This window comes from Bacillus sp. Y3, from assembly GCF_008123875.1.
GTDB lineage: Bacteria > Bacillota > Bacilli > Bacillales > Bacillaceae > Bacillus > Bacillus altitudinis.
This window is the reverse complement of record NZ_VSSC01000006.1, coordinates 242,183-255,578: the sequence shown is the minus strand read 5'-3', so window position 1 is coordinate 255,578 and position 13,396 is coordinate 242,183. Positions and strand designations below refer to the sequence as shown.

15 protein-coding genes and 1 pseudogene are annotated in these 13,396 nt (G+C 42.2%); 3 read left to right on the top strand and 13 right to left on the bottom strand.

Annotation, left to right across the window (positions count from 1 at the left end; translation table 11 throughout):
• Nucleotides 1–96 precede the first annotated feature (96 nt).
• The 10 genes and pseudogenes from FXF70_RS15885 to fabL all read right to left on the bottom strand — a co-directional run bounded on the left by FXF70_RS15885 (nucleotide 97) and on the right by fabL (nucleotide 9,645).
• Nucleotides 97–993 (bottom strand): ABC transporter permease, encoded by an 897-nt coding sequence (locus FXF70_RS15885; RefSeq protein ID WP_008341942.1) that lies wholly within the window; start codon nucleotides 991–993, stop codon nucleotides 97–99.
• 18 nt (nucleotides 994–1,011) lie between these two features.
• Nucleotides 1,012–2,013 (bottom strand): ABC transporter permease, encoded by a 1,002-nt coding sequence (locus FXF70_RS15880; RefSeq protein WP_007496737.1) that lies wholly within the window; start codon nucleotides 2,011–2,013, stop codon nucleotides 1,012–1,014.
• A 61-nt stretch (nucleotides 2,014–2,074) separates the two neighbouring features.
• Nucleotides 2,075–3,661, bottom strand: a complete 1,587-nt coding sequence (locus FXF70_RS15875; RefSeq protein ID WP_148780689.1) for an ABC transporter substrate-binding protein — start codon at nucleotides 3,659–3,661, stop codon at nucleotides 2,075–2,077.
• A complete protein-coding gene (locus FXF70_RS15870; protein ID WP_148780687.1) occupies nucleotides 3,636–4,613 on the bottom strand; it encodes an ABC transporter ATP-binding protein in 978 nt (325 codons plus the stop codon). Before FXF70_RS15870 ends, FXF70_RS15875 begins: the two co-directional genes overlap by 26 nt.
• On the bottom strand, nucleotides 4,582–5,604 hold the full coding sequence (locus FXF70_RS15865; protein ID WP_148780685.1) for an ABC transporter ATP-binding protein: 1,023 nt from the start codon (nucleotides 5,602–5,604) through the stop codon (nucleotides 4,582–4,584). Before FXF70_RS15865 ends, FXF70_RS15870 begins: the two co-directional genes overlap by 32 nt.
• Before the next feature lie 112 nt (nucleotides 5,605–5,716).
• A complete protein-coding gene (locus FXF70_RS15860; RefSeq protein ID WP_041090773.1) occupies nucleotides 5,717–7,459 on the bottom strand; it encodes an ABC transporter ATP-binding protein in 1,743 nt (580 codons plus the stop codon).
• Nucleotides 7,460–7,554: 95 nt separating this feature from the next.
• Nucleotides 7,555–8,085, bottom strand: a complete 531-nt coding sequence (gene ntdP / locus FXF70_RS15855) for a nucleoside tri-diphosphate phosphatase (protein ID WP_008341956.1) — start codon at nucleotides 8,083–8,085, stop codon at nucleotides 7,555–7,557.
• A gap of 147 nt (nucleotides 8,086–8,232) precedes the next feature.
• Nucleotides 8,233–8,493 carry a YgaB family protein gene (locus tag FXF70_RS15850; protein WP_035391255.1) on the bottom strand — a complete coding sequence of 87 codons (261 nt, stop codon included), beginning with the start codon at nucleotides 8,491–8,493 and terminating at the stop codon, nucleotides 8,233–8,235.
• 174 nt (nucleotides 8,494–8,667) lie between these two features.
• Nucleotides 8,668–8,817, bottom strand: a pseudogene (locus tag FXF70_RS15845) (gamma-type small acid-soluble spore protein); the annotation flags it as partial.
• A gap of 75 nt (nucleotides 8,818–8,892) precedes the next feature.
• Entirely contained in the window at nucleotides 8,893–9,645 is a 753-nt protein-coding gene (gene fabL, locus FXF70_RS15840; protein WP_007496726.1) for an enoyl-[acyl-carrier-protein] reductase FabL, read from the bottom strand.
• Nucleotides 9,646–9,726: 81 nt separating this feature from the next.
• Here fabL and FXF70_RS15835 point away from each other — a divergent pair, with 81 nt between their 5' ends.
• Nucleotides 9,727–9,951 carry a hypothetical protein gene (locus FXF70_RS15835; RefSeq protein ID WP_008341962.1) on the top strand — a complete coding sequence of 75 codons (225 nt, stop codon included), beginning with the start codon at nucleotides 9,727–9,729 and terminating at the stop codon, nucleotides 9,949–9,951.
• Here FXF70_RS15835 and mutY read toward each other — a convergent pair.
• A complete protein-coding gene (gene mutY, locus FXF70_RS15830; protein ID WP_045034508.1) occupies nucleotides 9,938–11,038 on the bottom strand; it encodes an A/G-specific adenine glycosylase in 1,101 nt (366 codons plus the stop codon). The genes FXF70_RS15835 and mutY overlap by 14 nt on opposite strands.
• A 192-nt stretch (nucleotides 11,039–11,230) precedes the next feature.
• Here mutY and FXF70_RS15825 point away from each other — a divergent pair, with 192 nt between their 5' ends.
• A complete protein-coding gene (locus FXF70_RS15825; RefSeq protein WP_148780683.1) occupies nucleotides 11,231–12,211 on the top strand; it encodes a metal-dependent hydrolase in 981 nt (326 codons plus the stop codon).
• A gap of 27 nt (nucleotides 12,212–12,238) precedes the next feature.
• On the opposite strand, the gene rsoA is transcribed toward FXF70_RS15825, so the two are convergent.
• Both rsoA and FXF70_RS15815 read right to left on the bottom strand, forming a co-directional pair.
• Complete coding sequence (gene rsoA / locus FXF70_RS15820) at nucleotides 12,239–12,460, bottom strand: sigma-O factor regulator RsoA (RefSeq protein ID WP_034620885.1); 222 nt, start codon at nucleotides 12,458–12,460, stop codon at nucleotides 12,239–12,241.
• Nucleotides 12,408–13,010 (bottom strand): sigma-70 family RNA polymerase sigma factor, encoded by a 603-nt coding sequence (locus FXF70_RS15815; protein ID WP_148780682.1) that lies wholly within the window; start codon nucleotides 13,008–13,010, stop codon nucleotides 12,408–12,410. Before FXF70_RS15815 ends, rsoA begins: the two co-directional genes overlap by 53 nt.
• Before the next feature lie 166 nt (nucleotides 13,011–13,176).
• On the opposite strand from FXF70_RS15815, the gene FXF70_RS15810 reads away from it, so the two are divergent.
• Nucleotides 13,177–13,341 carry a YvrJ family protein gene (locus tag FXF70_RS15810; protein ID WP_148780680.1) on the top strand — a complete coding sequence of 55 codons (165 nt, stop codon included), beginning with the start codon at nucleotides 13,177–13,179 and terminating at the stop codon, nucleotides 13,339–13,341.
• Nucleotides 13,342–13,396 lie beyond the last annotated feature (55 nt).

Here is a 13,396-nt window from a genome sequence, read left to right as displayed (position 1 = left end):
TTTTCTCTATTATAAAATGGGATAGTGGAAAATTTAAGGGAAAAAATAAAGCTGTCGATATTTTCTCGACAGCCTGACCGATTCTTAGAATCGGTCTTATTTTATTTTCTTCATTTTAGGATCAAGGGTGTCTCTTAATCCATCTCCCATCAAGTTAAAGCCAAGAACCGTCAGCATGATCGCAATCCCCGGGAAAAATAAAGTCCATGGCGCTTGTACGAGATAAGGTCTCGCATCTGCAAGCATTTTCCCCCACTCTGGACTTGGCGCTTGTGCACCTAATCCTAAAAATCCTAAAGCCGCCGCTTCAATAATGGCTGTACCAATCGCAAGCGTCGCCTGAACGATCACCGGCACCATACTATTTGGCAGAATGTGACGAAGAACGATGCGGCGGTGTGACATCCCGACTGCCTTTGCTGCTAAGACGTATTCTTCTTGCTTAATGCTCAGCACCTTTGAACGAACGAGCCGGCCAAATGTGGGGACGTTAATAATCGCTATGGCAATAAGGGCATTTTGTAAGGAAGGGCCTAAGATGGAAACGATCGCAATCGCTAATAGAATGCTAGGAAAAGCGAGTAAAATATCAAATAGTCTTGAGATGACAGCATCCAGTAATCTACCGCCGTAACCTGCCATCAATCCAAGCAATGTCCCTAAAATAACCGACCCGAGAACGGAGAAGAAACCCACCCATAATGAAATCCGAGCTCCATGCACGACTCTAGAAAATATGTCTCTCCCGAAATCATCCGTACCAAACCAATGCGCAGCTGAAGGGGCACTAAATCGTTCGCCTAGCGACTGCTCGTTGATCCCATAAGGAGCAATGAGCGGTGCAAAGATTGCTAGGATCAGAAATAAAAAGACAATCACAGTGCCAATGACCGCCAGCTTGTGCTGAAAGAACAGTTTCATCGATTCAAGAATCAGTGATTGAGAGCGTTCTTCCTTTTGTTCAGGTGCTTGAAGCTCTTTTTGCGCTTCCATGTCGTCACTCTCCCTTCTCTAGTATTTAATCCTCGGATCAATGACTGCATACAAGATATCCACAATGAAATTGATCAGCACAAATATGAGCGCAACAACAAGAATGCCAGTTTGAATGACAGGATAATCACGATAGCTAATGGCATCGTAAATATACCGCCCAATTCCCGGCCAAGCAAAGATCGTTTCTGTTAAAATGGCTCCGCCTAGCAAGAGACCTGTTTGAAGACCAATAATCGTTAAAATCGGAATGAGCGCATTTTTCAGCCCATGCTGATAAATGATGAAAAATGAACGTACCCCTTTTGCTTTTGCTGTTCGAATAAAATCTGAATGAAGGACTTCCAACATACTTGCCCTCGTAATCCTTGCAATAATCGCAGCAGGAATCGTTGCGAGAGCGGTACTTGGTAAAATTAAATGCTTGATGCTGTCAAAGAATTGATCAAATCGTCCTTGCAAAAGCGTGTCCAGCGTATGAATATAGGTGATCGACTCTACCGGATTTCTGACGTTTTCTCGTCCTGTAGTCGGCAAAATACCTAATTCAATCGAGAATAGCCACTGTCCCATTAAGCCTAACCAGAAAATCGGCATGGACACCCCAATGAGCGCAATAAACATGGCCACATAATCAAAGAAAGAATGTTTAAACCACGCACTAATGATTCCGGCATTCACACCGACAATAATCGCCAGCAACATAGCGAAGAAAGTCAATTCTAATGTAGCGAATAAGTAAGGCTTCATTTCCTGGGCAATAGCCGCTCCTGTTCGTATGGAAGTCCCTAGATCGCCTTTTAAAAGCCCCAGCATGTAGTGACCATATTGTACGTACCACGGCTGGTCTAAACCAAGCTGAATCGTCAATTGCTCTACTGCTTCTTTCGTTGCCCGCTGTCCTAAGATGACCTGCGCCGGATTTCCAGGGATAAACCGAATAATAGAAAATACAACTAAGGTCATTCCGATCAGTACTGGAATGAGCATTCCTGCTCGCTTCATACAATAAGCAAACAAACAGCTTTCACCGCCTTTTCATGGTTTGGATAAGGGAGATCGAACGATCTCCCTTATTTGCTTATTCGAAATATACGTCAGTCAATGCTTCGGAACCAGTCGGATGCGGCTGGTAGCCTTTTAAATCTTTAGATGCGGCAAGCATTGGAATTGAATGGACTAATGGAATCCAAGGCGCTTCATCATGAATGATTTCTTGAGCTTCTTGATATAATTCATTTCGCTTCTTTTGATCCGTATCGGTCTGCGCTTCAATGAGGATGTCATGCATTTTATCGTTTTGGAAGAATGTATAGTTGTTGCCGCCAATACTGTCTTTATCTAATAATGTGTAGATGAAATTATCAGGATCGCCATTGTCCCCTGTCCATCCTAATAAGAACACATCTGCTTCGCCTTTACTTGCTTTATCTAAATAAGTCGCCCAATCATATGTGACGATTTCGGCTTTGACACCAACTTTTTCAAAGTTTGACTGAATGACTTCAGCTACCTTCATCCCGTCTGGCATATATGGACGCGGCACAGGCATTGCCCAAAGCTTGATGCGAAAACCGTCAGGGAAGCCTGCCTCTTTCAATAGTTCTTTTGCTTTTTCCGGATCATATGGATATGGCTCAATCTCGTCATTGTAGCCTTCTAATGACGGAGGAAGTGGATTTTTTGCTGGTTCAGCAAGCCCTCCATAAAACGACTCGATGATTGATTCTTTATCAACTGCATAATTGAGTGCCTGACGAACCAACTTGTTATCAAGCGGCTTTCTAGTCACTGTCAGCCCGATATAACCTACGTTCATGGATGGTCTTTCAATCAGCTGGAGCGCTTTGTCTGTTTTAATGCCATCTAAATCGGACGGATTGACGCCATCCATTAAGTCGATTTCGCCTGTTTTAAGCGCATTTAAACGAGCAGAGTTTTCAGGAATAGAGCGGAAGATGATTTGTTTCAGTTTTGGTTTATCTTTTTGCCAGTAATTTTCGTTCTTTTCTAAGACAATACGGTCGTTTTGCTTCCATTCTTTAAACTTAAATGGTCCTGTGCCAACTGGGTTTTCTCTAAATGAATCACCGCTTTTTTCAACTGCTGCAGGACTAGCGATACCAAATGGTGACATGGCGATGTTTTTCAGAAATGTTGCTTGCGGGCGCTTGAGTTGAAATTCAATTTCATGCTCTCCTTTGACGATGATGTCTTTAATGACATGCCCTTTATCTTTTTTATAGCCGCCAAACATGCCGTAGTAAGGAAATTTTTCGGCATCTCCATTCATCCAGCGGTCAAAGTTGAATTTCACTGCTTCTGCATTAAAATCTGTGCCATCGTGAAATTTCACACCTTCTCTTAAGTAGAACGTGTACGATTTTCCGTCCTTTGCAACATCCCATTCTGTTGCTAGGCCCGGATGGATGGTCGTGTCTTTTTCACCGTAATTCAAAAGCTTTTCAAACATATTCTCTGTGACCTTGAAGGTTTCGCCTTCTGTTGTTGTAATCGGATCAAGTGACGTAGAGTCTCCTCCTCTACCGAATACGAGAGTGTCTTTTGTGGCTTTTTCTTCTGATGTTGATGAAGATGAACAGCCCCCTAAAAATAACGCAAGTGCCAGCACAAAAATGAAACTACTGAATAACCATGTCTTCTTCATTGTGTTCCTCCTTTTGATATAAATAGCACGCAGCTGCATGGCCTGTTTCCTCCTCATACAAAGGCGGAACAGCTTGCAAGCATTGCGCCCACCTTTTTGGACATCTTTTATAGAAAGGACAGCCATCTTCTGACACCAGAGTGGATTCTTCCGCTGACACATCTTGCGTTTCCAGCACGTGATCCATATGTGGAATGGATGTCAGAAGAAGCGATGTATAAGGATGAAGCGGCTTGTGAAATATGGCCTCCGCAGGACCCATTTCTACAATACGGCCAGCGTACATCACTGCAATTCGGTCGCTCATATACTTGACAACGCCTAGATCGTGAGAAATAAACAAGTACGTCAGAGAAAGCGTCTTTTGCAATTCGAGCATTAAATTCAAAATTTGCGCTTGAACCGATACATCTAAAGCGGAAACTGGCTCATCGGCAATCACAAGACTTGGATGAGTAATTAGCGCCCTAGCAATTCCAATACGCTGCCTCTGACCGCCGCTGAATTGGTGCGCATAACGGTCTCCATAAGATGGGTCAAACCCAACAATGTGCAGCATCTCTTTTACCCGCTTTTGTCTTTCTGCTTTTGTTCCATGTTTATGAACAATGAGCGGTTCTTCTAAAATGTCTTTGATTTTCATTCGTGGATTTAAGGAAGCGTATGGATCTTGGAAAATCATTTGAATGTCTTTTCTGAAGGAACGCATGTCTCGTTCTTTCAGAAGTGTCACTTCTTTTCCTTTCATTTGGATTGAGCCAGAAGTCGGTTCGATTAATCTCATTAAGCTTTTGCCAAGGGTTGATTTCCCGCAGCCAGATTCGCCCACAATGCCGAGCGTCTCTCCTTCTTTCACATGAAAGGACACTTGATTTAAAGCCAAAGTCGTCTGTTTGTGTTTAGAAAAAAATGCCGATGTGTCATAACGCTTCGTCAGTTGATTCACTTGCAAGAGTGGGTGATTCAGTGTCTTCTCCTCCTTCCATTAGAAAACATGCAACGCGGTGATTGTATGAAATGGTTTGTAAAGATGGGTCTTTTTCAAGACATTGCGTCATTTGATATGGACAGCGTGGTGCAAATTGACAGCCGGACCGAATAGCTCCTGGCTTAGGTACATGACCCGCAATCGACATGAGTTTTTCTTTTTTCTCTTTAAATGATGGAACAGAGGCGAAAAGACCTTTCGTGTAGGGATGGAGAGGTTTTTGGAAAATACGGTCAACGGTTCCTTCTTCTACGATTCGACCGGCATACATAATCATGACACGCTGGCATATTTGCCGCACGACGCCTAAATCATGAGTAATAAATAAAATAGCGGTGTCCATCTCTTCATTTAACTTTTTGAGCAAACGAAGAATTTGTGCTTGGATGGTGACATCAAGTGCAGTCGTTGGTTCATCTGCAATCATGAGCTTTGGGTGACACAGCATCGCCATCGCAATCATCACACGCTGACGCATGCCGCCCGATAGTTCATGTGGATATTTTTTGAGTAATGACGCTGCTTGTTTCAGGCCTACCGTTTGAAGCAAATCTACCGCCTTCACTTTTGCTTCTTTTTGGCTGATAGTCTGATGTGTAAAAAGGGCTTCTGCCATTTGCTTGCCGATGGTCATGAGTGGATTGAGAGAAGTCATGGGTTCCTGGAAAATCATTGAGATGTCATTCCCTCTGACCTCTCGCCATTGTTTCTCCGACAGTGACAGCAGGTTTTGACCTTCAAATTGTATGTGACCTGTTGTTTCTGTTTGGTGATTCAGCCCCATTAAAGACATCGATGTGATGCTTTTCCCGCAGCCAGATTCGCCCACAATACCTAAGGTTTCTCCTTTTTGAATAGAGAATGAGATGTCATGGACGATCGGGACTCTCCGCTTTTTTTGCTGAAAGGCAATGGATAGCTGTTTGACATCTAGCAATACTTCTTGTTCTTTCACATCTTCACCACCCCGTCATACTTTTTAAAATTGTATTGAGACAAGCTGGGAAATATGTCATGTTTTTGACAAGCATAAAAAAGCCTATCCGCTAGAATCGGATAGGCTTCTACTAATTTAATGTTTGAATGGTAAATAGATGGCGATAGTGGCTGTCTCGGTTCATTAATTCTTCATGTGTTCCTTTTTCCACAATCTCGCCTTGTTCCATGACCACAATGAGGTCCGCATGTGTAATCGTTGATAAACGGTGCGCAACTATAAAAGTTGTGCGATCTTTTGCCAGCTTTTGCATCGCTTCTTGAATGTAATGTTCACTTTCTAAATCAAGTGCAGACGTCGCTTCGTCTAAAATAAGCAGCGGTGGATTTTTAAGAAATACCCTTGCAATTGAAATTCGTTGTTTTTGACCGCCTGATAGCTTTACGCCACGTTCTCCTACTTTCGTGTCATATCCTTCAGGAAGAGACATGATAAAATCATGCGCATTAGCCGCTTTGGCAGCCGACACAATTTTCTCAAAGGATGCTTCCGGGTCTCCCACAGCGATATTTTCTTTTATGGTGTCACTGAATAAGAATGTATCTTGGAGCACCATTCCGACTTGATTACGCAGGCTTCTTGCCTTGTACTCTTTAATATCAATGCCGTCAATTTCGAGTGATCCGCTTGTAACATCATAAAATCTTGGAATTAAGCTGACGAGTGTCGACTTCCCTCCGCCGCTCATTCCTACAAGCGCAACAGTTTGACCTTTTTCTACTTTCAAGGAGATATTGTGTAAAATCTCTTCCTGTGTATGTTCGTAACGGAACGTCACATCTTTAAATTCTACCTCTCCTTTTAAGTGATTGGCTTCTTTTGCATTGGGCTTGTCTGTTACTTCATACGGTTCATCAATAAACTCAAAAATACGATCCATTGAGGCTACTGACTGAGTTAAAGTCGTCGATGAGTTAATGAGACGACGAATCGGGTTGTACATCCGGTCAATGTAGCCGACAAAGGCAATCATTGTCCCAATTGAAAGCGACCCGTTAATGACGGTATAGCCAGCAAAAGCAATGATGAGCAGCGGCGCAATGTCTGTGATCGTATTGACGACGGCGAATGTTTTGGCATTCCAATTCGTATGATTGATCGCTTTGTTTAAGAAATTTTTATTTTCATCGTGAAAATTCTCTTGTTCGTATTCTTCAATCGCAAAGCTGCGAATGACAGGCATTCCTTGTACTCGCTCATGCAGGTGCCCTTGTACCTCAGCGAGTGCCTGCGACCGCTCTTTTGTCAGTTTGCGAAGCCGTCCGTAAAAATACTTCACTGCTAACGCATACAGCGGAAAAATAATGACAGACACAATGGTGAGTTTAAGATCCAGTGTACACATAATGGCTATCACAATCAGGACGGTCATCAAATCAAGCCAAATGTTCATAAGCCCTGTGATGACAAATTCCTTTGTTTGCTCCACATCGTTGATGACCCTTGAAATAATTTCCCCTGTTCTCGTGTTGGCGTAATAACGAAGGCTTAGCTTTTGAATGTGCGAGAACAGTTTTTCCCGAATATCAAATAATACTTTACTGCCTGTCCACTGCGCATAGTATTGTCTGTAGTACTCAACAGGCGGTCTCATCACTAAAAATAATACAAGCATGATTCCCATAATAATAAAGAGAGTGGATGTTTTTTCTTCAGCCGATCCAGAGCCTTGAATGACATCATCAATGACATACTTTAAAAGCAGAGGCAATGTTAAGGGGATCGAGAACTTAATCATTCCGATCACCATTGTCAATGCAATCTGTTTTTTATACGGTGTTACAAAAGCCATGTAACGTTTTATGACCCCCATGTAAATCTCCTTCCCAATCTATCAGTGCCTCTTATCCGTACGCAATCAAAAACCTGTTGGCTTTGAAAAGCCAAACAGGTTTTAGCTGCTGTTACTTATTTTGTATAACGCAAAAAACGTTCATACCACATATCCACAAATTCTGGAGCAAACGGTCCCTTCCGCTGGTGAATCCAATGCAGTAATGTATTTAGATGCTCTCGTAAGATACTATCGATTTCTTTTGGATAATTCATCTGCCTCTTATGATCTGCATATTCATCCTCATCCAAAATATTATACGTCATGTCCGGAAAGACTTTGACATCTAAGTCGTAATCAATATACTTAATCGCCTCTTCATCTGTCGCAAAAGGAGAGCTGATGTTGCAGTAATAATACACCCCATCATCTCGAAGCATCCCAATGACATTAAACCATTGTTTTGCATGAAAATAGCAAATAGCCGGTTCTCTTGTCATCCATGTTCGGCCATCGGATTCAGTCACCATTGTTCGATCGTTTGCACCAATGATACACAATTCCGTTGCTTTCAGAATGGTGGTTTCATTCCAAATCCTGTGGATCAAGCCATTATGTTTATAGCTTTGAATTTGGATGGTTTCTCCTTCCTTGGGATAGCCCATATTTTCTCCCCTACTTTCTATAACAAACAAACCTAACAGTCCAAAGACCTAATTTCCCAACTAAACATGTCTCTATTATATTATACCGTTACATCATTAAAAAATGAAATGAAAAAGCCATTCAACCCAATTGAACGGCACACTCTTTTACATCACGGTTGAGCTCTTCTCCATTTGTTTATACGAATTGATGACTTGTTTAGTCTGTTTTGTAAATAGTGTCTGGACTTTTTGCAGTTCCTCTCGTTTCTGTTTGATTTGATCATGAAGCTTATGCCGCTCTTCCTTTTTTTCACCTTGCAGCAATTGTTTTTCTGTCTCTAAGTACAGATCAAGTTCTCCTTGTACATCGAGCAGCTGATCCATAAGCTGCATTTGTTCTTTGACAAGCTGATCGAAATCAGACATCTAACTCCTCCCTTTCATTCGTATCGACTTTTTATATCTATACCATTTCTTGAAAGAAGGAAGAAGTCCTTTGACTGTTTATGTAGAGGTTTTACAGGTTTTGTCGGATGATGGGGAGAGACAAAAAGAAAAGCACTTCATTCGTAGATGAAGTGCTTCCCTTTGTTTCAGTGATTAGCTGTTTTGTTGTTTGTTTTGCTCAGCTTTTTGGTTATATTTTTTTACGTGCTGTGCATCAGTCTCGCTAGCAAATTCAGTGCCATATTGACCGCCTTGTGCAGCAGCTTGGTTTTGTTTTTTCACTTGTTGTGCGTTTGTTTTGTTTTGTTGTTTATCCATCATTATCACCTCCACGCACATTAATTTGTGCAGAAGGTGTACATCTTATTCATGATTTTTTTAAACAAGCAAAGAACGTCCGCCATCGACGATAATCGTCTGTCCTCTAATCATATCTGCTTTGCCTGATACAAGGAATTCTACACTATCGACCATGTCCTTAATTTCCACCATGCGGCCTGCTGGTGTATTTTTCTTAGCGTCTTCTAATAGCTCTTCACGATTTGGGAAGTGCTTGAGTGCATCTGTATCAATGGCGCCGCCTGATACGGCATTTACGACGATATTTTTTTGTGACAGCTCAACGGATAGGTAGCGTGTCAACGCTTCTAGTGCTGCTTTAGATACACCGACCACCGTGTAGTTTTCAAGGTAGCGGATGGAGCCTAGTGAGCTAATGCTGACGATATGTCCGCCGCCGTTTTTCTCCATTAATTTGGCTGCTTCTTGTCCGCAGAATAACAAGGCCTTCGCATTGATATTCATGGTCCAGTCCCAATGATTTTCTTCAAGATCCATGATTGGGCGCTGAACGCCAGATGCCGCATTGTTCACAAATACGTCTAAACGGCCAAACGTTTCGTCAATTTGCTGGAACATGTCTTTGATTTTCTCTGGCTGACCAACGTTGGCTTTGACAACTAATGTTTTAACACCCATCGCTTCAATTTCTTCAGCTGTTTCAAGTGCTGCTTTTTTGCTTCTTGCATAGTTAATGACAATGTCATATCCTTTTTCAGCCAGGCGAAGGGCTACTTCTTTCCCGACACCTCTACTGCTGCCTGTAATTAGTGCACATTTACGCTTGTTCATTATGGTTCATCTCCTGATTTGAATAGTTTTCGTCCATTCGCTTCACACTAATAGGAAAGTTCCTATTAGGAGGTTACATTCATGTATGTCGGACGCGATTTAAGCCAGCTTGGCATGATGTCAAAGGATCAATGGAAAGATACTGAGCTTGCTTTTTTTCACCATGCTTTCCAACAAATTTTACCTTATTTAAACGAAGAAGGGCAATCTAAGTATCGAGAAATCATTTCTGAAATTGAAAACCGTGGGGGTCTGCACCGAAATGAAGCCGATTATACCCATGGTACAACGGTTAAATATGACTAGGCTGTTCAAGTGCCATCTTCCATATTTTTTGATGTGAGACTGGCAAAGCATATGCCTCAAATTCTTCTGTTGTGACTTTTTTTAGCATCGTGTCATCAGATACAGAAGTCACACGTCCAAAGAAAACAGAAATATTCCAGATGAGGTGGGTAAATACATGTTGAATGGTGCCTTCTAAATCACCAAGTTCTGCTTGTACACCCGCTTCCTCTTTTAAGAAATCAATCAGCTGCTCTTTTTCCGTTTTTCTTCCCTTCATTGTTTCCATGTTTGGGAACTCCCATAAATTCGCAAGCAGACCTGTACTTGGACGTTTATGAATATAAAGATGGCCTGCATCGTCAAATAACACCGCTGCTGCCATTGATTTCGCAGTCGGCTTTTTCTTTTTACTTTTCACCGGCAGCTCATGCTGAACGCCTTCCTCAAGTGCTGAGCAATGCATGTTTACAGGACAAATGAGGCATGCAGGAGAGGTTGGGGTACAAATAAGCGCACCTAGCTCCATTAGCCCTTGATTGAATTCTGACGGCTTTTCCCGGGAAATGAGCTGATCAACTGCAAATTCGAAAATGTTTCTCGTTTTTGGTTTTGCAATATCATCCCATATGGACAAGATACGGGAAATGACCCTCATCACGTTGCCGTCTACCGCAGGGTATGGCTTGTTATAGGCGATACTCAGCACTGCGCCGCTCGTATACGGGCCTACACCTTTCAGTTTTGAAAATTGTTCTTTCGTATCAGGGACAACGCCCCCGTAGGATTCATAGACTTCTTTCACAGCTGCCTGTAAATTACGCACTCGTGAGTAGTAGCCAAGACCTTCCCATGCTTTCATGACCTTTTCTTCATCAGCTAAAGCAAGATCCTTCACCGTCGGGAATTGCTCCATAAACCGATTGAAGTACGGAATGACCGTATCCACTCTTGTTTGCTGGAGCATCACTTCTGATACCCAGACGCGATATGGATCTTGATTTTCACGCCATGGAAGTGTTCGTTGTTCTTTTTCATACCAATCGATTAAATCATGCTGAAAGCCCGCAATATCTTTGCGGTCCAGCTTTTCTTGAATGTCTTTCATATCTATACTCCTTCTCACTTGAACCGAGGGCTAACGTTCTGAAAAGAACCTTATTTGTTGTATACTGTTTGTAGATACGTTAACATGTTACATTAAATCGAGATAAAGCAAAAGTGATTTTGCACATAGTCTTGATGAGAGACGTATACTTTGTATGATTGTTCCTAAGCATGACAACTAGGAGGTAATCAATTGGACACTGGTACTCATGTAGTAATGGGCATTTCTCTTGGGGGACTTGCGCTTTTAGATCCAGCCGTCAGCGCAGATCCACACATGGCACACGCCGTGATGATCGCGACCATCGCCGGCTCCCAAGCACCAGACATTGATACTGTGCTAAAACTAAAAAATAATGCAGTTTATATAAGAAATCACCGGGGATTTACTCATTCCATTCCGGCTGTACTGTTTTGGTCATTGCTAATTCCGGCTGTGATTTTCCCATTTGTGCCGGGGGCGAATATACTTCACCTTTGGCTATGGACCCTATTAGCCGTCGTGCTTCATGTGTTTGTCGATATTTTCAATGCATACGGTACGCAGGCCATTCGCCCATTTTCGAAGAAATGGGTAGCGCTTGGGATCATTAATACGTTTGATCCGTTTATCTTTTTTACACATCTTGTCGCCATTGGCATATGGGCGATTGGCGGGCATCCCGGCTATACGTTCATCTCGCTATATGCCGTGATTTTTTGTTACTATATCGTCAGGGTCATCATGCAGCTTCAGATTAAACGCCAGCTGCGTGCACGATTCGATGAGATTGAAGACATTATTATTTCGCCTACAATGAAGTTCAGACAATGGCGCATTGCCGTGAAATGTAAATCCTCTTTCCATGTTGGACGCAGTATGAACGGTGAGATCATCATTTTAGACACCTTTAACCGTGTGCCGGTCCCTGATACAGAGATTATGAAAATTGCCAAACAAGACGAAAACATTTCAGCCTTTCTCTCCTTCTCCCCTGTCTACCGGTGGGAAGTGGATAAATACAAGGATCATTATGAGGTACGGTTCATTGATTTGCGCTACCGCAGCAAAGGTCACTATCCTTTTGTCGCAATCTGCCACATCGACATGGACCACCAAATCAAAAATTCCTATACCGGCTGGATTTTCAGTGAAGAAAAACTGCAAAAAAAATTAAGACTCGGCTCTGTGTGAGCGAGTCTTTTTTTGTGCTTACAACTCTTACAACTTCGTCATATATTCCACAATAAACTCCCAAAAGCCAGGTCCCTCTTGGTAAATCAGCCAGTCTACTTTTTCGATGAGTTTGATATAGAGTTCTTGTTCGAGGTCTTCTCTTTCTTGATATGCCGTGTTTTGTAGTTTCTTTTTGATCATGGGTGTGAAGGTTTCAATGAGTTCTTCCATTTCTCCATTGGTCATTTTTTCTTCGTTCACGGACATCTCCCCCTGTTTCTTCTTTTAGTTTGTTGAGCGCTTTTTTGTGGATGTTTGAGATGTTTTGTCTCGTTTCGCCTAGCCGGTCGGCTATTTCTTTCATTGTTTGACCTTCAACATAAATATGGGTTAAGACCATTTTTTGTTTGTCTGTGAGCTGCTGGTAGGCCTTGTACAATCTTTGATCTTGCAGGTGCTCTCCTAAGTCTTGCTGGTTGAAGAGCACGGCTTCATACGTATCGGTATGAACAGGATCTTTCACTTCTTGCGTATCAGGATGATCAAGTATGAGCGGAAAACGCTGCTGTTTCTTTTTTACTCGTTTGTCAAAGTCGACTGAAAAGATGCGGATCATTGTGGAAATATACTTGATGATGCGGATTTTTTGATAAAACTGTTTGAACTCGGAATCTAGTTTTTTCGCATTTTCTTCGTTTGGCTCTTCCATGACTTGCCGGAGCAGCTGCTGGTTTTTAGGATTGCTTAAAAATTGCTGAATGAGCGGGTGTTCAACGATTTCCTTCCATTTTGCTTTCAATAACAGCCGATAATCCATGTGCATCCTCCCCTTTGTTCTCTCTACTTGCATTAAGTGGACAAAAGTTAAAAAAAGTAAACTTTTTGAAACGGGTCTAATGGTTCATTTTCTCCCCCTTTGATTTCCTATTTCTTCTTTCATACCACTTATAGAGAAGACGAGCATCCGCTGGGAGGTGAGACAAATGGAGACCTTTTTTTCGGAGGAATGGTTGAAGCAGCTCAGTCAGGCTGGCTTTCCTGCCATTTTGACGGTTTATTTGCTGACACGTTTTGAACGAAAGTTTGATGAATTAAGCAAGCTCATCCAACAATTGGTCGCTGTTCAAAAAAATGATGAATCAGATTGACATCTTCTTGATTCGTTTCACCTTATGAAAACGAGGGCGAAATGAAAGGCCTTTT

What these genes read in the sequence shown, in the direction of transcription:
- fabL (WP_007496726.1), bottom strand. Translation starts at nt 9,645, where the DNA reads ATGAACAAGCGTAAATGTGCACTAATTACAGGCAGCAGTAGAGGTGTC.
- ntdP (WP_008341956.1), bottom strand. Translation starts at nt 8,085, where the DNA reads ATGGGCTATCCCAAGGAAGGAGAAACCATCCAAATTCAAAGCTATAAA.
- FXF70_RS15885 (WP_008341942.1), bottom strand. Translation starts at nt 993, where the DNA reads ATGGAAGCGCAAAAAGAGCTTCAAGCACCTGAACAAAAGGAAGAACGC.
- FXF70_RS15810 (WP_148780680.1), top strand. Translation starts at nt 13,177, where the DNA reads ATGGAGACCTTTTTTTCGGAGGAATGGTTGAAGCAGCTCAGTCAGGCT.
- rsoA (WP_034620885.1), bottom strand. Translation starts at nt 12,460, where the DNA reads ATGTCCGTGAACGAAGAAAAAATGACCAATGGAGAAATGGAAGAACTC.
- FXF70_RS15860 (WP_041090773.1), bottom strand. Translation starts at nt 7,459, where the DNA reads ATGGGGGTCATAAAACGTTACATGGCTTTTGTAACACCGTATAAAAAA.
- mutY (WP_045034508.1), bottom strand. Translation starts at nt 11,038, where the DNA reads ATGAAAGACATTCAAGAAAAGCTGGACCGCAAAGATATTGCGGGCTTT.
- FXF70_RS15835 (WP_008341962.1), top strand. Translation starts at nt 9,727, where the DNA reads ATGTATGTCGGACGCGATTTAAGCCAGCTTGGCATGATGTCAAAGGAT.
- FXF70_RS15815 (WP_148780682.1), bottom strand. Translation starts at nt 13,010, where the DNA reads ATGGATTATCGGCTGTTATTGAAAGCAAAATGGAAGGAAATCGTTGAA.
- FXF70_RS15850 (WP_035391255.1), bottom strand. Translation starts at nt 8,493, where the DNA reads ATGTCTGATTTCGATCAGCTTGTCAAAGAACAAATGCAGCTTATGGAT.
- FXF70_RS15875 (WP_148780689.1), bottom strand. Translation starts at nt 3,661, where the DNA reads ATGAAGAAGACATGGTTATTCAGTAGTTTCATTTTTGTGCTGGCACTT.